This window comes from Dysgonomonas sp. 521 (assembly GCF_010501055.1).
Classification (GTDB): domain Bacteria; phylum Bacteroidota; class Bacteroidia; order Bacteroidales; family Dysgonomonadaceae; genus Dysgonomonas.
Map to the genome: position 1 here is coordinate 15,336 of NZ_QVMO01000017.1, position 24,947 is coordinate 40,282.

The 24,947-nt window shown below is 42.7% G+C and carries 21 protein-coding genes; 15 read left to right on the forward strand and 6 right to left on the reverse strand.

All coding sequences use genetic code 11. The features are described from left to right. Positions 1-31 precede the first annotated feature (31 nt). Positions 32-2,623, reverse strand: a complete 2,592-nt coding sequence (gene clpB / locus D0T84_RS07210; protein WP_163307209.1) for an ATP-dependent chaperone ClpB — start codon at positions 2,621-2,623, stop codon at positions 32-34. 489 nt (positions 2,624-3,112) lie between these two features. On the opposite strand from clpB, the gene rpsA reads away from it, so the two are divergent. From rpsA to D0T84_RS07235, 5 genes are all read left to right on the forward strand, one after another. Beyond that, positions 3,113-4,909: a 30S ribosomal protein S1 gene (rpsA, locus tag D0T84_RS07215; protein ID WP_163307238.1), complete on the forward strand. Its 1,797-nt coding sequence runs from the start codon at positions 3,113-3,115 to the stop codon at positions 4,907-4,909. 169 nt (positions 4,910-5,078) lie between these two features. Beyond that, positions 5,079-6,473, forward strand: a complete 1,395-nt coding sequence (locus D0T84_RS07220; RefSeq protein WP_163307210.1) for a TolC family protein — start codon at positions 5,079-5,081, stop codon at positions 6,471-6,473. A 105-nt stretch (positions 6,474-6,578) separates the two neighbouring features. Then, positions 6,579-7,571, forward strand: a complete 993-nt coding sequence (locus tag D0T84_RS07225; protein WP_163307211.1) for an HlyD family secretion protein — start codon at positions 6,579-6,581, stop codon at positions 7,569-7,571. 83 nt (positions 7,572-7,654) lie between these two features. Then, positions 7,655-8,806, forward strand: a complete 1,152-nt coding sequence (locus D0T84_RS07230; RefSeq protein WP_163307212.1) for an ABC transporter permease — start codon at positions 7,655-7,657, stop codon at positions 8,804-8,806. Between the two features lie 88 nt (positions 8,807-8,894). Beyond that, entirely contained in the window at positions 8,895-10,097 is a 1,203-nt protein-coding gene (locus D0T84_RS07235) for an ABC transporter permease (protein WP_163307213.1), read from the forward strand. Between the two features lie 31 nt (positions 10,098-10,128). Here D0T84_RS07235 and D0T84_RS07240 read toward each other — a convergent pair whose 3' ends face one another. Then, entirely contained in the window at positions 10,129-10,368 is a 240-nt protein-coding gene (locus tag D0T84_RS07240; protein ID WP_163307214.1) for a putative signal transducing protein, read from the reverse strand. Between the two features lie 168 nt (positions 10,369-10,536). Here D0T84_RS07240 and D0T84_RS07245 point away from each other — a divergent pair, with 168 nt between their 5' ends. The 4 genes from D0T84_RS07245 (at position 10,537) to D0T84_RS07260 (ending at position 12,275) form a co-directional block, all read left to right on the forward strand. After that, on the forward strand, positions 10,537-10,971 hold the full coding sequence (locus D0T84_RS07245) for a DUF2141 domain-containing protein (protein ID WP_163307215.1): 435 nt from the start codon (positions 10,537-10,539) through the stop codon (positions 10,969-10,971). A gap of 78 nt (positions 10,972-11,049) precedes the next feature. Then, on the forward strand, positions 11,050-11,670 hold the full coding sequence (locus tag D0T84_RS07250) for a hypothetical protein (RefSeq protein ID WP_163307216.1): 621 nt from the start codon (positions 11,050-11,052) through the stop codon (positions 11,668-11,670). Continuing rightward, the gene (locus D0T84_RS07255; RefSeq protein ID WP_163307217.1) at positions 11,663-11,947 is read left to right on the forward strand and encodes a transcriptional regulator; all 285 of its coding nucleotides are present in this window, start codon (positions 11,663-11,665) and stop codon (positions 11,945-11,947) included. The genes D0T84_RS07250 and D0T84_RS07255 overlap by 8 nt, the downstream gene beginning before the upstream one ends. Before the next feature lie 82 nt (positions 11,948-12,029). Then, complete coding sequence (locus tag D0T84_RS07260; RefSeq protein ID WP_163307218.1) at positions 12,030-12,275, forward strand: GlsB/YeaQ/YmgE family stress response membrane protein; 246 nt, start codon at positions 12,030-12,032, stop codon at positions 12,273-12,275. Positions 12,276-12,338: 63 nt separating this feature from the next. On the opposite strand, the gene rlmD is transcribed toward D0T84_RS07260, so the two are convergent. Then, entirely contained in the window at positions 12,339-13,754 is a 1,416-nt protein-coding gene (gene rlmD / locus D0T84_RS07265) for a 23S rRNA (uracil(1939)-C(5))-methyltransferase RlmD (protein WP_163307219.1), read from the reverse strand. A 567-nt stretch (positions 13,755-14,321) separates the two neighbouring features. On the opposite strand from rlmD, the gene D0T84_RS07270 reads away from it, so the two are divergent. The 6 genes from D0T84_RS07270 to D0T84_RS07290 all read left to right on the forward strand — a co-directional run bounded on the left by D0T84_RS07270 (position 14,322) and on the right by D0T84_RS07290 (position 22,899). Further along, on the forward strand, positions 14,322-17,147 hold the full coding sequence (locus D0T84_RS07270) for an FAD-binding and (Fe-S)-binding domain-containing protein (RefSeq protein WP_163307220.1): 2,826 nt from the start codon (positions 14,322-14,324) through the stop codon (positions 17,145-17,147). A gap of 35 nt (positions 17,148-17,182) precedes the next feature. Further along, positions 17,183-18,163, forward strand: a complete 981-nt coding sequence (locus tag D0T84_RS07275) for a hypothetical protein (RefSeq protein WP_163307221.1) — start codon at positions 17,183-17,185, stop codon at positions 18,161-18,163. A gap of 6 nt (positions 18,164-18,169) precedes the next feature. Then, positions 18,170-19,114, forward strand: a complete 945-nt coding sequence (locus tag D0T84_RS07280) for a HEAT repeat domain-containing protein (RefSeq protein ID WP_163307222.1) — start codon at positions 18,170-18,172, stop codon at positions 19,112-19,114. Between the two features lie 795 nt (positions 19,115-19,909). Further along, the gene (locus tag D0T84_RS22430; protein WP_185155709.1) at positions 19,910-20,077 is read left to right on the forward strand and encodes a hypothetical protein; all 168 of its coding nucleotides are present in this window, start codon (positions 19,910-19,912) and stop codon (positions 20,075-20,077) included. A 65-nt stretch (positions 20,078-20,142) separates the two neighbouring features. Further along, positions 20,143-20,604: a hypothetical protein gene (locus D0T84_RS07285; RefSeq protein WP_163307223.1), complete on the forward strand. Its 462-nt coding sequence runs from the start codon at positions 20,143-20,145 to the stop codon at positions 20,602-20,604. A gap of 84 nt (positions 20,605-20,688) precedes the next feature. Beyond that, positions 20,689-22,899 (forward strand): TonB-dependent receptor, encoded by a 2,211-nt coding sequence (locus D0T84_RS07290; protein ID WP_163307224.1) that lies wholly within the window; start codon positions 20,689-20,691, stop codon positions 22,897-22,899. A gap of 101 nt (positions 22,900-23,000) precedes the next feature. On the opposite strand, the gene D0T84_RS07295 is transcribed toward D0T84_RS07290, so the two are convergent. The 3 genes from D0T84_RS07295 to D0T84_RS07305 all read right to left on the reverse strand — a co-directional run bounded on the left by D0T84_RS07295 (position 23,001) and on the right by D0T84_RS07305 (position 24,591). Further along, the gene (locus D0T84_RS07295) at positions 23,001-23,663 is read right to left on the reverse strand and encodes a DNA alkylation repair protein (RefSeq protein WP_163307225.1); all 663 of its coding nucleotides are present in this window, start codon (positions 23,661-23,663) and stop codon (positions 23,001-23,003) included. After that, a complete protein-coding gene (locus D0T84_RS07300) occupies positions 23,663-23,962 on the reverse strand; it encodes a Dabb family protein (RefSeq protein ID WP_163307226.1) in 300 nt (99 codons plus the stop codon). Before D0T84_RS07300 ends, D0T84_RS07295 begins: the two co-directional genes overlap by 1 nt. 170 nt (positions 23,963-24,132) lie before the next feature. Next, positions 24,133-24,591, reverse strand: coding sequence for a hypothetical protein (locus D0T84_RS07305; RefSeq protein WP_163307227.1), 459 nt, complete (start codon positions 24,589-24,591; stop codon positions 24,133-24,135). Between the last annotated feature and the right edge of the window lie 356 nt (positions 24,592-24,947).

The following is a 24,947-nucleotide window of genomic DNA, read 5'->3' on the forward strand; positions in this document are numbered from 1 at the left end:
TTATTCGTCCAAATTTATACAGGCTCTAAACTTAATTCTTAAAGTCTAATTCCCCATCCTTCATATCGATGACAATCGGGGAAGATTTATCTATAGTCCCTGCCAGCAATTGCCTTGACAGAGGGTCTAAGACCATGCGTTGTATAACCCTTTTTACTGGGCGGGCACCAAACTCGGGATCAAACCCCATCCGGGCAATCCAGTCAATGGCGGCATCGGTGAATTCGAGTTTTACTCCATTGCCTTTCAGCATCTTTATCACACTGCCGAGCTGAATACGGACAACCTGTTCGATCTCTTTCAGGTTCAATGGTTCAAACATGATAACCTCGTCTATACGGTTCAGGAATTCGGGACGGATAGTTACTTTCAGCATATCCAAAACCTCTTTCTTGGTCTTTTCAACCACTTCGTCATGATTGTTAGGTGTGATACCCGCAAAATTTTCACGGATAAGCGGCGAGCCCATATTAGAGGTCATAATGATAATTGTGTTCTTGAAGTTTACCACACGCCCTTTATTATCAGTCAACCGCCCATCGTCCAATACCTGCAACAAGACATTGAACACATCGGGATGCGCCTTTTCTATCTCATCAAATAAGATAACCGAATACGGTTTGCGGCGGATAGCATTAGTCAACTGCCCTCCTTCATCATAACCCACATATCCCGGAGGCGCCCCGATAAGGCGTGTAGCGCTGAATTTCTCCTGATATTCACTCATATCTATACGGGTCAGCATATTCTCGTCATCGAACAGGAACTCTGCCAGCGCCTTTCCCAATTCGGTTTTCCCAACACCGGTCGTACCTAAGAAGATAAACGAACCGATAGGACGTTTTGGGTCTTGCAATCCTGCTCGGCTACGGCGAATAGCGTTCGACACAGCCGAAATAGCCTCATCCTGCCCAATAACACGCTTGTGCAGTTCGTCTTCCAGATTCAGCAGTTTCTCTTTTTCACTTTGCAGCATCTTGTTGACCGGAATACCTGTCCAACGGGAAACGACATCGGCAATATCGTAAGAATCAACTTCCTCCTTTACCATCGCCTGACTACCCTGCATATCGTGCAACTGAGACTGCAAGCGTTCTATATCAGTTTCCAGGTCTTTTATCTTACCATAACGCAATTCGGCTACCTTTCCATAGTCGCCTTCGCGCTCCGCTTTATCCGCCTCGAACTTGGCATTCTCTATATCAACCTTATCCTGCTGTATCTTATTAATGACTTCACGTTCGGACTGCCATTTAGCTTTGAGCCCGGTCTCTTCTTCTTTCAGCTTACTGATTTCCTTCGTAAGTTCCGCCTCTTTCAGTGTATCGTTTTCGCGGCGGATAGCCTCACGTTCGATCTCCAGTTGCTTGATACGGCGGCTCTTTTCATCCAGTTCTTCGGGCACGGAGTCTACTTCCATACGAAGTTTGGCTGCCGCCTCGTCCATCAGGTCGATAGCCTTATCCGGCAAAAATCGGTCTGTTATGTAGCGGCTCGATAACTGTACCGCCGCAATAATGGCCTCATCTTTGATACGTACCTTATGATGGTTCTCATACTTTTCTTTCAGTCCGCGCAGGATGGAGATTGCATCCAGTTCGGTAGGTTCGTCCACCATAACCACCTGGAAACGGCGTTCAAGCGCTTTATCTTTTTCAAAATATTTCTGATATTCATCCAACGTTGTCGCCCCGATAGAACGAAGTTCGCCACGGGCAAGCGCCGGCTTCAGGATATTGGCGGCATCCATAGCCCCCTCGCTTTTACCCGCGCCTACAAGGGTATGTATCTCATCTATGAAAAGGATTATCTCCCCTTCGGCTTTAACTACCTCATTAACCACCGATTTCAGGCGTTCTTCAAACTCACCTTTGTATTTTGCTCCGGCAATCAGGGCACCCATATCAAGCGAGTATATCTGTTTACTTTTCAGATTCTCGGGCACGTCTCCTCGTACGATACGGTGGGCAAGCCCCTCGGCAATCGCCGTTTTACCTGTACCCGGCTCTCCTATAAGTATCGGGTTATTCTTCGTACGGCGGCTAAGTATCTGTAGTACACGGCGTATTTCTTCATCACGGCCGATAACAGGATCGAGTTTACCGTCTTTTGCCCTTTGCGTCAGGTTGATAGCATATTTTTCTAACGATTGGTATGTATCTTCTGCTGCCTCGCTGGTCACATTGCTCCCTTTGCGGAGTTCATTGATAGCCTGTTGCAGCTCCTTTTCGGAAATACCGGCATCTTTCAGCATACGTGCGGCCGAACTGTTTCCGGACAGTAAACCTAACAACAGATGCTCGATGGAGATAAACTGGTCGCCCATCTTTTTGGCATAATCCATCGCCTTCTCCAGAGCAGCGTTACTCTCCCTGCTCAGATAGGCTTCGCCCCCACCCGATACTTTCGGATAAGAATCGATATCCTTGCTGAGGATTGAAGTCAGATGTCCGGGATTAGCCCCTAACTTTTGGAAAAGAAAATTCACTACACTTTCTCCTGTCATTATCACTCCGAGGAGGATATGGGCAGGTTCAATAGCCTGTTGTCCTTTTTCTTTTGTTATCTCGATAGCCTTTTGTAAGGCTTCACGGGATTTTATTGTATAATCATTGAGATTCATATATTTAACGTTTTTGCTTTTTTATTTATTAAGTTCCTATGTTTGTATTTCTGTTTGTTTTTAATAATTCAAATTACTTGCCAAAGGTATAGTAGTGACAAAATGACAGGTTAAATATTAAATCAATACTTTTCGTTAATAATGCGAATCAAGGGTTAAAAAGCACAGTAACTTATTGTCCCGAAGGGACTGAAAGTGGATAACCACGGGTTTTACCCGTAGTTATCCATATTAGCCCACTTCGTGGACTTAGAACCCTGACTGCAAAACAGAAGATTGATTTATAATAGTATACTGCAACCCTAAGCAACCCCTGATTCGCATGAATAATATGTATAAACGTTACCTCAGGCTAAATACTTTTCATTTTTCAGTTAAAAACATTGCTTTATATATTGAAAAACAATATCTTTGCACCGCTTTTTAAGCAAAGAATGTTTAACTATTTAATGATACTGATCAGGACTGGTGCCAGATCATTTTTAAATGATTGATAACTTAAAAAATGTACAACCGGTTGCAGATTTCGACTGGGACGCGTACGAAAAAGGAGACTCTTACACAGGCAAGAGCAAAGAAGAACTTGTAGAAACCTATGACCAATCGTTGAACAAAGTAAACGACAAAGAAGTGGTAATGGGTAAAGTAACTGCTATGAACAAGCGCGAAGTCGTAGTTAATATCGGTTACAAATCAGACGGTATTGTATCAATGAATGAATTCCGTTACAACCCTGATCTGAAAATCGGCGACGAAGTAGAAGTTTACATCGAAAGCCAGGAAGACAAAAAAGGACAATTGATCCTTTCTCACAAGAAAGCTCGCGCTACACGCTCTTGGGATCGTGTGAACGAAGCACTTGAAAAAGATGAAATTATCAAGGGTTACATTAAATGCCGTACGAAGGGTGGTATGATCGTTGACGTATTCGGTATCGAAGCATTCTTGCCGGGATCACAGATCGACGTGAAACCAATCCGCGACTACGATGTATTTGTAGGTAAAACTATGGAATTCAAGGTAGTGAAAATCAACCACGAATTTAAAAACGTTGTTGTATCTCACAAAGCGCTTATCGAAGCTGAACTTGAACAACAGAAAAAAGATATCATCTCGAAACTTGAAAAAGGCCAGGTACTTGAAGGTACAGTTAAAAACATCACTTCTTACGGTGTGTTTATCGACCTTGGCGGCGTAGACGGACTTATCCACATCACAGACCTTTCTTGGGGACGTGTACAACATCCTGAAGAAGTGGTTAAACTGGACGAGAAAATCAACGTTGTTATCCTTGACTTCGATGATGACAAAAAACGTATCGCTCTCGGCTTGAAACAGCTTACTCCTCATCCTTGGGATGCTCTTAGCGCTGACCTTAAAGTTGGTGATAAAGTGAAAGGTAAAGTTGTAGTTATGGCTGACTACGGCGCGTTTATCGAAATCGCTCCGGGCGTAGAAGGATTGATCCACGTTTCGGAAATGAGCTGGGCGCAGCACCTGCGCAGCGCGCAAGACTTCATGAAAGTAGGCGACGAGGTAGAAGCTGTAGTACTTACACTCGACCGTGACGAGCGCAAAATGTCTCTTGGTATCAAACAACTGAAACCGGATCCATGGGAAAATATCGAAGAAAAATATCCTATCGGCAGCAAGCATACCGCTAAAGTACGCAACTTCACTAACTTCGGTGTATTCGCTGAAATAGAAGAAGGCGTAGACGGATTGATCCACATTTCAGACCTTTCTTGGACTAAGAAAATCAAACACCCTAGCGAAGTGACTTCTATAGGTGCTGATATCGAAGTACAGGTACTCGAAATAGATAAAGAAAACCGCCGCTTAAGCTTAGGCCACAAACAACTTGAAGAAAATCCTTGGGATGTATTCGAAACTATCTTTACAGTAGGTTCTATCCACGAAGGAACAGTTGTTGAAATGGTAGACAAAGGCGCTGTAATCTCTCTTCCTTACGGTGTTGAAGGTTTCGCTACTCCGAAACATCTGGTAAAAGAAGACGGTTCTCCTGCTAAAGTTGACGAAAAACTTGACTTTAAAGTAATCGAGTTCAACAAAGATTCTAAGAGAATCATCGTTTCTCACAGCCGCACTTTCGAAGATGAAAGACCTGAAGCGAAAGAAGCCGCAGCTGAGAAGAAAGCAAAAAGATCTGCTAAGAAAGAACAATCAGATGCACCTATTCAATCGTCTAACGTAGAAAAAACTACACTGGGTGATATTGAAGAACTGGCCGCACTGAAAGAAAAACTTTCAGGAGATAACAAGTAAATACAATATCAATTGATATTATAGCGAAAAGGGTTCACTAAATAGTGAACCTTTTTTTTTATAAAATGTTAAATTGTAGATGAAACTTCACTATGCATTGTGTAAATATAAAAAAGACTATTTACTTTTGCATTATAGTTGCATAAACAATTAAATTATTTGTTATAATATGAATCAAAAAGGTTTCGGGACACTCCTTTTCTTTATTATCACATTTACCTCATCTATAACAGCCCAGCAACCCCTAACACTGGAGCAATGCAGGCGGCTGGCCATAGAGAACAACAAGGCTCTCAAGATAGCAACTGAACAGGAGAGAATTGCCTATTACGAAAAGAAAGACGCCCTCACAAAGTTTTTTCCGGATATATCCTTCGCAGGCGGATACCTGCATAATCAGAAAAACCTCTATCTGATATCCTCCGGCGTAATACCTACATCCATTACGCTTCCCATAGAAGTGCCGGGGATAGGAAACACGATCCCCATCGATGAAAGTGTACGCAACAGTATCCATGATCTGGGAAAAGTAGATATCAAGAATATATGGGCGGGAGGATTCACGCTTACGCAACCTGTCTTCATGGGAGGGAAAATAGTAGCGTACAACGACTTAAGGTCTTATGCCCAAGAGCTGGCCAAGACAATGAAAGAGACACAAATGACAGATGTGATAGTGGAAACGGACAACGCATACTGGCAGGTGGTATCTGTAGCGAACAAAAAGAAACTGGCTGAAGCGTATGTCGGCCTGATGCAAAAAATGGATTCCGACATATCCGCTATGGAAGAAGAAGGCGTGGCCACAAAAGCAGACAGGCTTTCGGTAAATGTAAAGCTGAACGAAGCAGAAATGACACTGACGAAAGCTGAAAACGGCCTAAGCCTCGCCAAAATGCTCCTGTCGCAAATCTGTGGGCTCGATATAAGTGATAAAATCACATTGCAGGATGAAAACATCACAAGCATACCAACCAGCGAAGATGCGGATATTATACCCAATGTAGATGAAGCGATAGCGAACAGGACTGAAATAAGAAGCCTCGACCTCGCAACTAAGATATACGGTAAGAAAGAGAAAATAGCCTTGGCCGAATTCATGCCGAATGTAGCCCTGACAGCAAACTACATCTGGACTAATCCCAACCTGTTTGACGGAATGGAGAAGAAATTTGCAGGCATGTGGAATGTGGGCGTAGTGATGAAAATCCCGTTAAACTTCGCTTCAAATTCAGCGAAACTGAACGCAGCCAAAGCCGAAACACGCATCAAGCAATTTGAGATGGAAGATGCCAAAGAGAAAATCAAATTACAGATCAACCAGTCCGCCTATAAACTAACCGAAGCGAACAAGAAACTTATAGCCGCCAAAAAGAATACAGAAAAGGCTGATGAGAACCTCCGGTATGCGAATGTGGGCTTCGAAGAAGGCGTTATTCCGTCCTCCGATGTGATAGCCGCGCACACAGCATGGCTGTCGGCTCACGCTGAGTTGATCGATGCCCAGATAGATATTATCCTATGCAGAATATATTTGAACAAGGCGTTGGGACGTAAAATTTAGCCCCCTATCCCCCAGAAGGGGGAATTTTAATAGACATATATAATAATAAATACCCTCATCAAAAGCCTCCCCTTGGGGAGGTTGGAGGGGCCAACTGATATAATCATGGATACAACAAACAGAAAATCAGGCTCCAAACTTATTCCAATATTAATATTCGCCGCTATTATCATAGCTGTGGGATTATACGGATTCTTCTTTCTCAATCAAGAAGACAATATAATACAGGGGGAAGCGGACGTAACCGAAGTGCGCATATCCAGCAAAGTACCGGGGCGTATAGCCAGATACCTTGTAGACGAAGGTAGCTATGTAAAAAAAGGAGATACGCTTGCTATACTAAGCATACCCGATATAGACGCTAAACTCGCACAAGCAAATGCCGCCGAGCAAGGCGCCGCCGCCCAAAACCAGAAAGCAATAAAAGGCGCACGGGCAGAACAAATTCAAGGCGCTTTTGAAATGTGGCAAAAGGCAAAAGTAGGTACAGATATAGCCCAGAAGTCATATAACCGCGTGCAAAACCTGTTTGACAAAGGAGTGGTAACAGCACAGAAGCGTGACGAAGCCGAAGCCCAGTACAATGCTGCTGTAGCTACAGAGAAGGCAGCCAAATCGCAGTATGATATGGCTGTGAACGGTGCCGAAAGAGAGGACAAAGAAGCCGCTTTCGCCATGCTGGAAAGAGCCAGAGGCGCTGTTGCAGAAGTATCGTCCTACATTAACGAAAGCTACCTGATTTCGCCTATCGATGGTAAAATTACAGAAAAATTCCCGAACGAAGGGGAGCTTGTAGGTACAGGCGCACCGATAATGAATGTAGCGAAACTCGATGACAAATGGGGCTCGTTCAACATCAGGGAAGACCGCCTCAAAGACTATAAGGATATTGGCAATACATTTAAGGCTTATGTCCCGGCTTTAGATCAGGAAGTGGAAATGACCGTGTATTATGTAAAGGATTTAGGTTCTTACGCGGCCTGGAAGGCAACAAAAGTTACCGGACAATATGATAGGAAAACATTCGAGGTAAAAGCCCGGTTTAATGATAAATCGATAGATGTACTACCTGGAATGTCGCTGATAATAAAGGAATAATTTATGTACCGATTAGCAAATATGCCAATGTACCAATGGTGCAAAGCAATGATATCATTTGCTAATTATCCTTGTAACAATATATGATCGAAATCTTTAAAAGGGAATGGATGCGTATCGCCACCTCCAAAATATGTATTTGGGGGATCTTTGTCGCGCCTCTGCTGACCATGCTTTTCCTGATGTGGATGATGAATTCGGGATTGCCGTCCCGCATCCCTATAGCAGTGGTCGACTTGGATAATACGACGACTACACGCGCCCTGGTTCGCCAACTGGATGCCTTTGAAAAAACAGACATAAAATATAAAAGCCTGTCCTTCAATGAGGCAAGGCACCAAATGGAACGGATGGAAATATATGCTGTATTAACCATACCAAAAGATTTCACGAAGGATGCCATATCCGGAAACCGTCCGAAACTGGTTTATTATACCAATAACGCGTTCCTTATTTCGGGGTCGCTTCTCTTTCAGGACTTAAAGACAATATCTACCCTGGCATCGGCGGCAGTAGGCTTGCAGACTGCCGAAGCGAAAGGATACACGGTGAATCAGATAATGCCAATACTGCAACCGATAACAATAGACGCGCACCCCATAGGTAACCCGTGGCTGAATTATTCCGTGTACCTGAACAATGTACTCTTACCCGGAATATTGCAACTCATTATATTAATGTTTACCGTATCGGCATTTGGCTCTGAGATAAAAGCAGGGAACGGGCGGAAATTACTGGCTATGGGCAACAATTCCATCACAAAAGTAATAGTGGGGAAACTACTGCCATATACAATTATATATATAGGCATAGCGCTGTTTTACATGGTCATCCTGTACTACTATAATAGATTTCCGCTGCATAATGGTTTCTGGCCGATGTTTCTCAATTACCTGTGCCTGATTCTGGCCGCGCAGGGCGGAGGCGTCATCCTGTTTGGCGTATTCCGCAACTACAGGCTCGCCTTAAGTATTGCCAGCCTGATAGGGATGGTTTCGTTTTCCATTACCGGCTTCTCGTTCTCTACATTAGCCATGGATGGCAGCCTGAGCGCATTGAGTAACTTCTTCCCGTTAAGACACTTTTTCCTTATTTATATAGATCAGGCACTGAACGGTATTCCGATAGGATACTCTATGTACCAATATGCGGCATTACTGGCCTTTGTTTTGCTGTCTATCTTTTTCTGGGGTGTTATAAAACGAGTATTGAATGATAATGCATATGAGTTATGAGCCTTACGGCAGATACAAGTAAACAAGACACGAGATACTACTCATTAACTTGTATATTGCCAGTCCATTAACTCGTCAACTGAAGATTATGAAGAAATTATTACTCGACATATATTACGTTTGGATAAACGAACTTAAAGTTGTATTCAAAGATGAAGCGGTAATCCTGCTGTTCTTCATTGTACCTCTGGCATATCCTGTTCTGTACAGTTTTATATACAACAATGAGACTGTCCACGAGGTAAAGGTTGTTATAGTAGATGAGTCTGGCTCCGCACTTTCCCGCGAATTCAAGAGGAAGGTAGACGCTACTGCCGATGTAAAAATTATAGGTTATGCAACCAATATGGAAGAAGCGCGTGAAGCAGTGCGCCGGAAAGAAGCTTACGGCATCATGTACATTCCCAGAGATTTCAGCAAGAAAATAAATACACAGCAGCAGACACAGGTAAGTGTGTATGCGGATATGAGCAGCCTGCTATTCTACAAGGCTATGCTGCTTAGCGCCACAGAAGTATCGCTGGATATGGGAGCCGACATCCGTGTACTCGAAACCGGAGGAGCCAGCAAGGAAGAAGACGCTACAACGAGACAGACTGTAGAAAGTGAATGGGTACCCCTCTATAATCCTCAGAACGGATTTGCGAGTTTCCTCGTTCCGGCTATCCTTATATTGATTATCCAGCAAACACTATTCCTCGGCATTGCCACCATTGTAGGTACGCATAACGATAAGAAGCGCTTTACCATAGCATCCCATACGGCGGAGGGCAAAAACGTGGGTGCGCTGAAACTGACTATAGGCAAAGCTTTCTGCTATGCTTCTTTGTATATGGTTATTTCCGTATGGGTATTGCGTGTTATCCCATATATCTTTAAGTTCCCGCAAATAGGGGATCCTTTTACCATTGCCGCATTCCTGATGCCATTCCTGTTAGCTGCTACTTTCTTTGGGATGACACTCTCCTATTTCTGTTCGCAACGCGAGTTTGGTATGATGTTGTTCGTATTTACCAGTGTCCTGTTCATTTTCATATCGGGGATATCGTGGCCGTGGACAGCTATACCTGCCCCTATAAAGGCTATCGCGTATATTATCCCATCTACTCCGGGCATTCATGGGTTTATAAAGATAAATACAATGGGAGCCAGCCTCCCTGATGTTTGGTTCGAATATATTGCCTTATGGATACAGGCCGGTATCTATTGTATTACGGCAACCCTGATGTATAGATGGTGGATACAGAACTATGACCCTGAATATAAAGGCATGACAATAAAAAAGAGTTGATTACGGGACCAACTCTTTCTGTCTTATACAGTTAATATTTTTCGAAATCAAAGTCTTCCCGTTTGGCGAAGCCTCCTTCTATGAGGAGTTCCGCTGCACGCCTGTAGTCCTCTGCCATGACCTGCAACCGTGTTGCTCCTTGTCCGGCCAAACCAACACTAAGGTATTCGCCATTTATTACACAATGAATACCATTATCTATCAAAAATGACTTTGCTACAGCTAAGTTAGCCTCAAAGTCAGCGCTTATAAGTGTTACCAGATTATCCATAACATCGAGTATTTAGTTATTTCATTTATAAATATACATATTCTCAATGAATTACACAACTATATAAATTTATATTTCAAATTATTTATAAAATAATTTGGTTTATATTATAAACTACTTTATATTTGCATAGGTAATTAATTATAAACAAACTAAAACCTTACAATTATGAAAAGTATTTCACTATCTATCATTCTATTATTAAGCGTATTAACAGCAACCAATGCTCAAAACAGCATAACGCTGAATATAACAAACATTGAAGATCAGTCAGGAAAATTATACATCGCCGTATACAATCCCAATGTCCCTTTTCTAAGCGACAAGGCTATTTCCGGCAAAATTATAGATGTGACAGGACAAACAGCGGCTGTTACATTTGAGAATCTGGAGGAAGGAGAATATGCGATCGCCATGTTCCACGACAAAAACAACAACGAAAAACTTGATCTGGGAAAATATGGCATACCTACAGAAAAATACGGATTCAGTAATAATGTTGATCCCGCACTATCACAAGGTTCTCCGGCTTTTGAAGAATGCAAGTTCGATGTAAAAGGAAATACATGCATATCTATCAAACTAATTTCTGCAATTAAATAACATCATTTTATTACTTTTGTCCGGCCTCTTTAGAAAACGAAGTGGCCGGTTCGATCCAAATTCAAAAACAGCATTATCATGGAAAAAACTTTTAGCGAACAAGATAGCCTCAAACTCATCAATGAGATGATCTCTCAGGCAAGAGATAACTTTCAGGAAGGAAATACCTATTCCTCTATATTCTGTGGATATATAGTAGCCGCAACAGCCTTTGCCAATTTCATACTTCTCCATACCTTGGGGAATCCGAACCTGTCATACTGGATATGGCTCACAATGATACCGATGACAATCATATCGTCTATAATAAGCAAAAGGCAGCGTAAGAGCGCGATCGTAAAGACACATATAGATAAGATTATAGGCTATATATGGGTTGCTTTCGCCATATCCGTAGGTATCCTCCTGCTATCTATTTATGGTACGGCATACGCTTTCAAATCCAGCCACCTCTGCATTCTTATTACACCTGTCATCCTCATTATGATGGGAGCTGCACAGTTTATCACATCTATTGCGTGCCGCTTCAAACCTTATCTTTATGGAGCCTGCATGTTCTGGTGTGGCGCATTACTTTGTACTGTCTGCTATCTTTTTGGCAGAGGAGACATCCAGTTCATTATCTTAGGGATATGCGCTATTATGGGGTTATGTGTACCGGGGCATATTGCAAACCGTAAAGCTATCCAAAATGTTTAAGGAACTCGACCCTCTTTTACACTCGCAACTCCGGCTGGCTGTTGTTTCCCTCCTGCTATCGGTAGAAGAGGCGGACTTTGTCTTTATCAGAGAGAAGACGGGCGCTACTGCGGGAAACCTGAGCGTACAGATAGAGAAACTTAGTGAAGCAGGCTATATTAACGTCCGGAAATTCATTGACGGGAAGAAGCCGCGTACTGTCTGCAAAATAACTAAAACAGGGATTGAAGCCTTTGATAAATATGTAAAAGCGCTGCAAGATTATATAAAGAAATAAGAATAATCGATAAACTATACCCCTATCTAAAATGTTATACCTAAATTAGATGCAGATTATTAACATTAAAATATAAATAATTATGGGATTTATTTGGTGGATCATCATTGGTATAGCAGCAGGGTTCATTGCCGGAAAGATAATGAAAGGGAGCGGGTTCGGACTAATCATTAACCTTGTTGTCGGCATAGTAGGCGGTGTACTCGGAGGATGGATATTCGGACTGTTGGGTATAGCTACAAGCAGTATTATCGGAAGTTTGGTTACTGCTGTAGTAGGCGCCGTAGTCCTGTTATGGATAGTATCCTTATTCAAAAAGAAAAGTTAGAACGATTCTAAATAACACATTTCATAGAAGGGCAATTACGATGTAATCGCCCTTTTTCTATTATTACTTCTTCACCAGCAGAACCACATTCTCTACATGGTGCGTATGCGGGAACATATCCACAGGCTGAACTTTCTCCACCTTATATTTTTCGTCGAGCAATGACAGGTCGCGTGCCTGAGTAGCCGGATTGCAACTTACATATACGATACGGTCGGGTTCGGCAAAAAGTATAGTCTTTATCACATCGTCGTGCATACCTGCGCGGGGCGGGTCGGTAATAATCACATCGGGGCGGCCATGTTCGTTGATAAAGTCCTGTGTAAGTATATCCTTCATATCGCCGGCAAAGAACAAGGTATTGCCTATCCCGTTAATCTGCGAATTGACCCTTGCGTCCAGAATAGCATCCTCAACATACTCTATCCCGATAACCTTTTTTGCCTTACCTGCTACAAAGTTGGCTATCGTGCCCGTTCCAGTATAGAGGTCATATACATGCTCATTACCTGTGAGTCCGGCAAAATCACGGGCTATCTTATACAGGTTGTATGCCTGCTCACTATTCGTCTGATAGAAAGACTTAGGCCCGATCTTAAACTTCAGTCCCTCCATTTCTTCATAGATGAAATCATTGCCCTTCCACACCAATACTTCCTGATCGGTAATGGTATCATTCGCTTTCTGATTTATGATATACAACAACGATGTTATCTGAGGAAACTCATCGGCGATGGCAGCCAGCAAGTCTTCACGTTGCTCTTTCTCATCGTCATAAAATACGGCTATCAGCATCAGTTCTCCGGTGGTGGACGTACGCACTATCATATTGCGCATCAGCCCTCCCCTGTTTCTCAGGTCGAAGAAAGTATAGTCTTTATCGTAACAATATTGCCGCACGAAATTGCGTATCCGGTTCGAAATATCATCCTGCAACCAGCACTTATTTATATCCAGTACTTTATCGAACATACCCGGAATATGAAACCCTACGGCATTCATATTCATGCTATCGAAACTTACTCCCGACTGTATTTGCTCTAGTGTCAGCCATTTCTTATTAGAGAAAGTATATTCCAGCTTATTCCGATAAAACTGTGTCTTTTCAGAACCTAATATAGGCTGAATATCCGGCAAATCAACTTTTCCTATGCGAACGAGATTATCCATAACCTGCTTTTGCTTATATTTCAACTGCTCCGCATAAGGCAGTATCTGCCACTTACAGCCTCCACATATGCCAAAGTGTTCGCAAAAAGCTTCCGTACGATTGGGCGAATAAGAAATAAAGCGTACAGGTTTGCCCTCCGCATAATTATTCTTTTTACGGGTTAACTGCAAATCGACTACATCGCCCGGAACCACGTATGGTATAAATACCACCATATCGTTTACCTTAGCGATGGCTTTACCCTCTGCCGCTACATCTACAATCTCTACATTCTCTATTAACGGAAGTTCCTTTTTCTTTCTTGCCATATTGGTTTTTTAATTGATCTGAAATGTGAGCAAAGATAATTCTAATTTTTCTTTTTAAAACAGTTTGTCAGCCTGTGTATTTATAAGAACCGAAAAAGTGACACCTACAAAAAAACACAGTACACTACCTATCAATTACTTATACATAAAAAGTGACAAAGGTGACTATTTTCAGTGTTTTTTATTGTTACCTTTTGTAGCCGTAATTTGCTTATGCAATTATTTCAAAGACTTCTTTATAATAGATAATTCTGAAAATATAAAATACACCTTTCGTCAATATTGTAATTTGCCTTTCTTCCACCTGCTATCTTTCAGCTTTTTGCTTTCTACTTTCTACTTTATTTTATAACTTGCATTCGATTTTATTAGTCGTTTTCTTGCAATGGCATAGTTCGAGTAAACTTGATTCTGACCTCATTGCTTAACGAAAACGTTCAATATTATTAGTCGTTTTGCGAGACTCGGCATAACATGAATTTCCAATTTAGTTCTGCTCTCGCTACTTAAAACGTTGGTTTTACAAAAGCCGTTTTACCTATACAGATCATTAAAAAGCAAAGTATTATGTTACCTGCTAATTATCAGCGATTAAAAGAAATATTGTCAAAGACCATACCGTCGAAACGGATTATTACAAACCCGCTGCAACTTCTTGCTTACGGTACCGACGCCAGTTTTTACCGGCTGATACCGAAAATAGTGGTGCAGGTACATACCGAAGAAGAAGCTGTGGAAGTGATACGCCAAACGGGCAGGCTGAACATTCCCGTAACATACCGCGCGGCAGGCACAAGCCTTTCGGGGCAGGCAATAACAGACTCTGTACTGATGGTAGCGACACACGAATGGCGCAAATATACCATACTGGATGATACCGCCCTGAAAGTGAAGCTGCAACCGGGAATTACCGGAGCACGGGCAAATATCTACCTGCAACCCTTCGGACGTAAAATAGGACCCGACCCCGCGTCTATCAACGCGGCAATGATAGGCGGTATCGCCGCCAACAATGCCAGCGGCATGTGTTGCGGTACCGACCAGAACTCGTATAAGACAATAGCCGATATACGCATAGTGCTCTATGACGGCACCATCCTCGATACCGCAGATGAAAAGAGCAAAAAGGACTTTACGGCAAAGCACCCCGAAATCATCCAAGGGATAGAAAAACTGCGTGACGATATAAAAGCCGATGCAACCCTTACGGAACGTATCAAACAGAAATATAAAATAAAGAATACCACAGGATACAGCATCAACGCGCTGGTAGACTATGAAGACCCCTTCGACATTATCAAGCACCTGATGATAGGTTCGGAAGGCACGCTTGCCTTTACCTCCGATATTACCTACTATACGGTAGTCGACGAAAAGTACAAGGCCTGTACCCTGATGATATACGACACCATAGAAAAAGCCTGCGATGTAGTTCCCTTGCTGAAACAGACGCCTGTATCGGCTGTGGAATTGCTCGACAGGGATTCGATACGTTCTATAGAGGACGACCCCGAAGCACCCGCCTATTTCCGTACATTGCCCGAAACGGCCTGCCTGTTGCTTGTTGAGATACAGGCTGACAACCAGCAGATAATGGACGAGAAAGAAGCCGCTATCCGAAAAGCTGTGGAGTCTATCCCAACCATGCAACCTTATAAGTTTACCTCCGACCCGAAAGAATACAATTTCAACTGGAAAGCCCGCAAAGGCTTGCTGTCCTCCATAGGCGGGCTGCGCAAGACAGGTACTACCTGCCTGATAGAAGACGTGGCTTTTCCTATACAGCGGATAGGCGAAGCCTGTGTTGCGCTGAAAGACCTGTTCAGACGCTCGGGATATACCGATGCCGTACTGTATGGACACGCACTGGACGGAAACTTCCATCTGGTATTCTCTCAGGACTTTAACAGCCCGAGCGAAGTGCAACGATACGCCGATATGATGGACGAACTGGCGGATATTGTTGTCAACAAGTTTGACGGCTCGCTGAAAGCGGAACATGGTACAGGACGCAATATGGCTCCGTTTGTAGAAAAGGAATGGGGAGAAGCGGCTTATAAAATCATGCTCAGGATAAAGGATATATTCGACCCGCATAAGCTTATCAATCCAGGTGTAATCATCAATGAAAACCCGAAGATACATCTCGAAAACCTGAAACCGTTGCCTGCCGCCGATGAGATAATAGACAAGTGCATGGAATGTGGCTTCTGCGAGCCGAACTGTGTAGCGGAGGGGCTTACACTGTCGCCGCGCCAACGCATCGTTATCGCCCGCGAGATAGCCCGCCTGAAGGCTATGGGTGAAGACCCGGCACGGCTGAAACAGATGCTGCACGATGCCAAATATTATTCGGACGAAACCTGCGCCACGGACGGGTTGTGCGGATTGGTATGTCCGGTAAAGATAGACACAGGCAAGTTTATCAAACATGTGCGCCATCAGGAATCCTCCGATACAGCCAAAAGTGTGGCTTCTTATATAGGCAACCGCATGGCGGGGACGACCTCCGTATTGAGGGGAGGGCTTAATTTCGTACATTTCTTCCACTCCATACTGGGCGACACCCTGATGGGCGGTATTGCCTCGGCTATGCGTACCGTATCGTTCAAAGCCATCCCGAAATGGAACAAGGATATGCCACAGGGTGGCCGTAAGATAAAAGATTCGATAGTGAACGAAGGGCAGCCGGATAAGGTGGTTTACTTTCCGTCCTGTATCAACCGTTCGATGGGAAAATCGAAGGGCTACGACAAAGACGACGTAGAACTGACCCGCAAAACACAGGAACTGCTGCAACGCGCCGGCTTTACCATCATCTACCCCGAAGGCATCAACAGCCTGTGCTGCGGCATGGCGTTCAGCAGCAAGGGGCTGAAAGAAGAGGGCGCACGCAAGTCGAAAGAACTGGAAGATGCGCTGCTGAAAGCATCTGACAACGGCAGGTATCCGGTGCTGTTCGATATGAGTCCTTGCTTCTATACTTTCCATGAGGCTTACCAGAATAAAGACCTGAAGATATATGACCCGATAGAGTTTATGCTCGACTTTGTGATGCCAAAACTACAGGTAAAACATCCACGCGACATAGTAACGGTATTCCCCGTATGCTCGGTAAAGAAAATAGGTATGGAGCAAAAACTGTTGCAACTGGCTAAAATGTGCTCAAAGGAGGTCGCCTTTGTAGAAAGCAACTGTTGCGGCTTTGCGGGAGACAGGGGCTTCACCTATCCCGAACTGAACGAACACGGGCAAAGGCACCTGAACGAACAGATACCGTCCGACTGCAAAGACGGATATTCTACCAGCCGCACCTGTGAAATCGGGATGAGCGAATATAGCGATATCAACTTTAAGTCGATATTTTATCTGATTGATGAGGTAACGAGGTAGGTAAAATAAGTCCACCCTTAACACACCATAATGATATGAAATTTAGATTGTTTTATAGCCTGCTTTTATTGTTGGTTCTAATATCCTGTATCGATGGTAACAGTCAGGAGAAAGATAAATCATTCAGTCCTCTGGTGACATACTCTAAACATTATAAAGAAGTCCACTTTGGCAACGATTCCGTTTATTATTACCAAAAGAAAGATAGTGTTCTTGAAAAGATAATATATAAAACGGATATAATCACAGATAGCCCCATCATCAAAAAATTTTATCCTACGGGCGAACAGGAAATGATTGTATACCATGCTGATTCAACTATGTATGGTGTATTGCGTTATAAATCTTTCTTTAAATCAGGAAAGTTGCAGGCTGTAGCTTATACTCAAAAAGAAGATACTTCCTTTGCCCATGATGAACACTATGACTTTGTAAGGACTGATTCGCTGATTATTTATGCTGAAGATGGGTCGGAAAAAAGAATTGGAAACGTAACTTATACAGATAAAGATAGCTATCTTACTGGGATGACGTATCAGACTTACCACGGAGTATGGAGAACATACAATGCCGATGGTATACTCATTGAGGAAGATATCCCGCTAGATGGTGAAGGCTATGGAAATCCGCAAAAGGCATACAAAAGTTACTATACAAACGGCCAACTAAAAAGCTACCATATACAAGGAGACATGTATGCGGGCGGGGTAGGCTTAGAGTATCTGAAATATGACTCATTGGGAAATAAAGTAGAACACGCAACTTTCGAACATCTTTATCCTGAGTGGGGTCAGAGCTACAACGATACCTTCAGCATTAGTACTATAAAGGAATACTACCCAAATGGCAAAATGAAATCGATAAAAAAAGAAAAAGCATTTGCTCAAAGCGAAGGTTATAAATGTGGAAAATGGATATACTACGATAATAAAGGAAATATTACACGAACTGAAACTTATGGCGATTGCTATAATTTTGAATTGGAGGAAGAATTCAGGCAGGAATATGAAGAATAAGATATAATGGATAATTATTTAACAGACCTGATTAGCCGCTTGTCGGATAGAAGTGATTGGGGAATAATAAAGAACAGTGGAGATTCTATTTCCTTTAAGGCACACAGGGAGGCTGAGAAAATAACAGATTCAGGCTATATTCCTCAGTTAATAGGATATATTGAGGTTGAAAAAAAGAAGGAAAGAAGAGATAGCGCTTATTTTATACTAGGTAAAATAGCTAAAAATCTACAAGATGAGAAAGTTGCTGAATTTCTGATAAACCGCATCCCGGAAGAGAAAAATGAAAACATACTAAGTTCGATGTTGGATAGGCTTGCAGATTTACCAAAGCCCGCCTGTCTCGACTTAACATTACTTCTTGATGCAACCCGGGATAAAAGACGTTATGTACGCTGGAGCGCCATTTCAGCTTTGGATAATACAAATAATCCGAAAGCAGAGGACCGTTTGATAGAAATCCTTCAAAACCCGGAAGATGATTATGATCTTACAAGAGCAAATGCGACGTTATCACGTATAGGTTCCTCAAAAAGCCTTCCTCATCTGGAAAAGCTGATTACCTATAAAATAATGGATGTAGCTTATAGTGCTCTGAATGCAATGGTGGAAATAGCAGATGAGTCATATTTGCCATTGTTTGTAAAGCAGTTAACTAAAGGAAAATTGAAATCGGTTGCTATCGAAGGTGTTGTAAGGTATGGAAGGGAAGATGTTATTCCTGTTGTCATAAAGAGGATAAAGGAGCTGGTTGCCAAGCAAAGGAAATATCAGACGATTATCCATAAAGGTCAAACTGATCTAATGGTGGGAATGGAATTTCTTGTTACTTATTCTAAAGATTATAAATATATTAGGGATTTATATAATATACTGACTACGAAGAAGAGCGGATTATTATTTGATATAGAAAAAGAGTGGCTGGAAAGCCACTCTGAGATGTTTATATAATGTTTAAGGAATCAAATATTTTGTATTATTTTGTTCATTAACTATGAGCCATTTCTTTGATTAACAGATAAATAAACGCCATGTCTGGAAATAAATAATCAGACTTGATAAACTCTTTTATATGCAAGACTGTTATTAATGCGAATCAGTATTTGCTTTTGTTTAAATTATATGTTCTTTTATCTTATGATAAATACTATCTCAGTCTAAATACATTAGTGGCAGCTCGCTACTGCCGCGCCCTCCCGGGCTTGTCCTTCCTTTTGGCATTGCCCAAAAGGAAGCAAAAGGCTAGTGCTTCGTTCCTCGGCGACCCACCAACGGCTTGCCGGCTAAACGGGACGAAACTCGCCTGCGGCTCGGACAACATCCCGTTTCACACCGTCTGCACCGGGTGGGTACCCCGCCTGCGGAACAGATGCACGGAGTCGCAACGCAATATCAAGACAGAGGATAGACCCTGCAAATCAGGCGTCAGCCAGCGCCGTTAGCAAGCGTACGGGGTACCCACCCGGTGCAGGCGGCGTAGAATGAAGTGCGGGCGCTTTTAAGCATCGTCTGCCAATTATTGCAATGATGAATCTTTCATCACTTCATTCAGCCGGCAAGCCGATGGTGGGTCGTACGGCGAAGCGGGGCGCAATGCTTTTTTGCTTACTTTTGGAGCTTTGGCCAAAAGTAAGGTAAGCAATCTGCGATTGCGCGCAGAATAAAAAATAATTGAACGATTATATTAATCATATTTTCAACTACTGATTGACAGTATTCATATTATATAACTAATACACTTAACTTATGAAAACTAAAAAGACAGTCTTTTTACTACTATCTCTTATTCTTATTATGGGTTGTTCATCATGCCGTACAGTGAACACAAACAAAAATGGTATTCCTCCGGGACAAATGAAAAAGATAACAGGTAGTAAATCTGCTGCACCTTATGCTCCGGGACATAATAAATAAAATTTATTAATCACATCTTAATATTTTGCCTGGTAAATAATAACATTTAAATTTGCCATAGGAATATGAAAAAGTTTGCTCAACGATTTATCCTGTTAATTGCCGCTGCAACTGTATTTTTTACTGGTGCGGGGGTAACAATTATAAATTACTGCTGCACATCCTGCAGCGGGCAAACCCTCTTTATGACAGAGCAGCACATCTGTTGTGTGCAGGAAAACGATGACATTAAAGCCGGAAGCTGTTGTTCCGAAAAGGAAATGTCGCATGATGCCTGCGAAAGTGACAGCAATTTTACAAAGGACACACATTGTACCGCGTCACGCCTGTCAATAGATATTGACGCATCGTCATTCAGGCCGCATGTAGCTATTCCGTTTGTATGGATTTCAGATGCTTTTCCGGTTCTGTCGGCGTCCATCATCCCTGTAAAGACGGAATATGCCGGCGACTACACATCATTCCGATCTCCACCCGGCATTCCTCCAAGGGAGTACCTCTCCTTTATCAGAATTCTTATAATTTGATTTATAATACATATCTGTTGGTTGTGTATCAGTGTGATATACAGCAAAATTGCTATTGTATTAAATAAACAAACTATAAGAAAAATGAAAACAATAAGAATATTAATTCTGCTTCTGATAATACCTGTACTTGCCTTTGGTAAAGGCATACTCAAAGGCTATGTATATGACATTCAGAAACAGCCCCTGATAGGCGCGTCCGTCCATTGGGAAAACGCAAAAACAGGAGTGGTAACCAACGAAGAAGGTTACTTCGAAATAGCGGGAACACCGCACAAAGACCATATGCTGGCCATATCGTATGTGGGATTCAAAGACAAGGTAGTACATATTCACGACTTTGCCGAAGTACAGAACATTGTACTGGACGAAGACAACGAACTGGGGGAAGTCATCGTGGAAAGAACCCCTCCGGGAACAATCAAGTCGAGGACAAGCCTCTTGCACACAGAGAAGATAACAACACGCGAACTACACCGTGCCGCATGCTGCAACCTGTCGGAGAGCTTCGAGACAAACCCGTCTGTAGACGTATCTTTCAGCGATGCCGTTACAGGCGCGAAGCAGATACAATTGCTAGGGCTGGCAGGGACGTATGTACAAACCCTCACTGAGAATTACCCTAATTTCAGGGGGGCAGCTTCCGTTTACGGGCTTGATTATATACCCGGCCCGTGGATGGAAAGCATACAGATATCCAAAGGCGCGGCTTCTGTAAAGAATGGTTACGAATCCATTACCGGACAGATGAATGTGGAATACAAAAAGCCGAACAGCGCAGACCCGTTGAGCCTGAATATCTTTGCCAGTGACGCCGGACGCTACGAAGGAAATGCCGATGCGGCGTTTATACTGAATGACAAACTCAGTACAGGTGTATTCCTCCACTACTCCAACGAATCGGCCTCGCATGACGATAACGACGATAGCTTCCTCGATATGCCGAAGAAACACCAGTTCAACTTTATGAACCGCTGGCATTATATGTCGGGCAAGTATGCTTCGCAGTTTGGAGTCCGCTTTTTGCAGGATTACCGTACCAGTGGGCAGACAATGCATACGTTGAACTCCGCTTCGGTAAATACAGAGCCATATGAAATATCGGTAAAGACCAACAGGGGTGAATTTTATACAAAGAACTCCTACATTCTGGACGAAGAACGCAACGGAAATATAGCCCTTATATTTACAGGTTCGTACCACGATCAAAAGTCGAAATATGCCGCCGATATATATAATGTATATGAGAATAACCTCTATGCTTCGTTGATGTACGAAACCGAACTGGGGAAGATGCACCAGTTGAGCGCGGGATTGAGCATGAACTGGGATAAATACAACCAGTCTGTCCACCTCTCACGCCCAATCACAAACCAACCTGACGAGGAGACTACAACAGGCGGTTACCTTCAGTACACATTCAACAAAGACGATAAGTTTATCGCGCTGGCCGGATTACGCACCGACTACAGTACGCTTCACAGGAAAGCCTTCGTAACCCCACGCCTGCATCTGAAATATATGCCTGTAGAATGGTTCAACCTGCGTGCTTCAGCCGGAAAAGGATACCGCACAGTGTTTGTTATGCCTGAGAACAGCTACTTTCTGGCAAGCAGCCGTAAGATAGAAATCGCCGACAACCTGAAACAGGAATCGGCTTGGAATTACGGCACAAGCATATCTTTCCATATACCCATCAGAGGGGAAGAACTGACTATATCCGGCGAATGGTACAGGACAGACTTCGACAATCAGGTGGTGACAGATATGGACAGCGACCCTCATACCGTAAAATTCTACAACCTGTCTGGTAAATCATACGCTAACAGCTTCCAGATAGAAGCATCGTACCCGCTATTCAGAGGGTTCAACATTCTGGGCGCATACCGCTGGACAAACGCGAAGACAAATTATGGCGGCAAGATGATGAAGAAACCGCTTATCAGTGATTATAAGGCACTTGTTACAGCTTCATATGAAACCCGCCTGAAAAAATGGGCTTTCGACCTTACCGCCCAGTTTAACGGAGGCGGACGGATGCCGACTCCTGATGCCGTGAATCCTTTATGGAAAACGACATTCGATTCATTTACCGTATTAAACGCTCAAATCACAAAGAACTTTCGCAACTGGAGTATCTATGTAGGCGCTGAAAACATTACGGATTTCAAACAAAAGAATCCGGTTATTTCTGCCGAAAATCCGTTCGGAGACGACTTTGACGCTACAATGGTATGGGGACCTACACAAGGCCGTAAGTTCTATGTAGGGTTGCGGTACGCGATAGGAAAGTAATTTTTTAATTAGTAAATTTGTCAATTAGCAGATTAGCAAATGAATTGATCCACTTTATACTATTTGCTAATCTGCTAATTTTCGAATCTACTAATTGCTTATTATTCAAAGAAATAATCAAACTCAAAAGCGATACTGTTAAACGCCTCCTGCTTTATCAAATCCTTATCATTCTTATATACAGACAATTCTTGAAGAATCTTGTCCGCTGTTTCTTTCGATTGCCGCCCGATATGCTTTAACGCCAATAATGAAGCATTACGGAGAGAAATATTCTCCGAAACTATATCATCCCAGATATATGGCAGGCGTCCTGTTAAAACAATCTCCGCTTTTTTACTCAGAAAGAGCCTTGCCAGAAGCCAGTAGCCGGTAGCCCTGATATCTGTATCCGCGGAATTGCCCCATTCCAAAGCCAGTTGGTTAGCAAATGATAAGTTCTGGAACAAATTGGCGCACACCTGTTCCCGTATCTCCTGATTCGGAATCTCCGATACCCATTCGTTCGCTTTTTCCATCGTAAAGGGCTCAACCGGATACAATAAGGTAGCCAGTATCTTCAACTCGCGTGTATTTTCTTTCCAGAGAGTTTCTGCTAGTCCGGCATCCACCTGATAGCGTTTGCTCAGCTCCCTGATTTGCTGAATGGATAAGCCGAAGTTTACCTTATACTCCAGTCCGTGCTGCCGCATACTGGTTGAGGCTACGCCATTCATGGCCATACGGCACCGTTTGCGTATATCTCTTAATATTTCTTCCTGCATTATACCTCAAAGTCTACAGCTTTCCGATCCATAACGGCTTCCCTGATAAAAGGAAGTACAGCCTGATGTAACGGATGGTTCTGGTATGTGTCTAAATCTTCTTTTTTTGACAGCTCGGAATAAAGGGCTACATCAAAGTTTCCGCCCCCAAGAAAATCGATTCCTACCTCTATTTTCAGCAGCCCGTCAATTTTGCCGGACAGGGCTTCCAGTTTTTCCTTTATCAGCCCGGCGTTTGTCGCTTTGTCGTTTCCGTGGGCTTCCTCTTTGAGCTTCCACATTACTATATGTTTTACCATGTCCTTATATATTTTTGTCTTTAATTTTATATTATAGGGGCGTTGCATACGCTCCTACAGATTATCCCGATTCCTTTTAGTCTCAGGTTTGTAATCCGTGCACTTTAAAACTAAGGCACAAGTTGCAAACTTGCGCCAGCAAAGAGAAGTTAAATAAATATTATCCGATATTATTCGGCATATTCATTTGGTGTAATTCTTACCTCTGCGAAAAGAGTTCCGTCCATTTTATAGTAAGCGAAGATCACGGTCATCTTATCTTTGCGGAACATCTTAGCGTCTTCATCGTCTTTCTCTTTCAATCCTATCGCAATAGCTGGTTTCGAAGATCGTACAAATTCCTCGGGAGAGACAGCGAACTCCTTCGTATTCGTAAAATAATATTTATATTCATTAGCCGATACAGCCTCAGCTCTGTCCATACGCATACCTCCCGGCCATACCTTAGGCATGGAAGCATTCATCTTTTCAGCTAACTCCACATATTTTTTCTTGGGAGGCTCAGGCTTTATTTCTGTTTTTGCAGTCTTATTATCTTCTGTATTCTCCGTTTTGGTTTTCGAACCGCAACTGGTTATTACTCCCATCGTAACTATACATGAAAGGATAAGAACTATATACTTTTTCATAATCTCCTTTTTTTATTGATTAAACAAGCGATAAAGATAGGAATTTAAGAATAGAACTGCATATTGCTTTTTCATATTTTATAACGATTGCTAATAATTGCAAAGAATAATCGGATAGCATTCTTGTCATAAACAAATCTTTATCGGTGTCGGTTCTGCCTTTCAGATAGCAGTTTAGTGTCGGTTCACTACCACACACTGCGCTTCGCCTGTATGTGGTTAATGAATATTTTGCCTTTCGGGCAAGAACAAAAAGTAACAGGTCTGGCAAAAATACAATTGCTAATTATCAATTGCTTATGCGCAAAAAGTGACAAAGGTGACACTTTTTTCATTGCTTTTCCCTGTTACTTTTT